The sequence below is a fragment of the Halomonas sp. SIMBA_159 genome, from assembly GCF_046536035.1.
Taxonomy (GTDB): Bacteria; Pseudomonadota; Gammaproteobacteria; order Pseudomonadales; family Halomonadaceae; genus Vreelandella; species Vreelandella venusta_A.
The window spans coordinates 1-324 of sequence record NZ_JAWJBT010000246.1; the positions used below are offsets into that span (position 1 = coordinate 1).

The window sequence follows — 324 nt, forward strand, 5'->3', positions numbered from 1 at the left end:
GGTCGTTGAAGCTCTGGAGCTGGATGTAGTACGACTGCTCCGGCGGCAGGTCGGTCAGGGCGGCGTATCCGTCGCTGTCGTCGCTGGCCACGCAGCCCGCTGCGACTACTGAGGTGGCCATGACCATCGCTGCCAGCACGCCGATGCCAGCGTGTCCGCTGGAGCCGTTGCGCTCCGGCTGCTTGTTGTTGCCGTGGATGATTTCCAGCTCGGCGGACCGCTGCTTCGTCCGCTCCTTCTCTTTGTCCACGCCGCCTTCGGTCACGACCCAGCCCATGATGCTGCCGAGCATGACGACGAGCCCCGCGATCTGCTGGACCAGCG

The 324-nt window shown here is 66.0% G+C and carries 1 protein-coding gene; it reads right to left on the bottom strand.

The window, feature by feature from the left end:
- The coding region (locus R0J87_RS19165; protein WP_498888225.1) for a hypothetical protein at window positions 1-324 on the bottom strand (324 nt) is incomplete at both ends.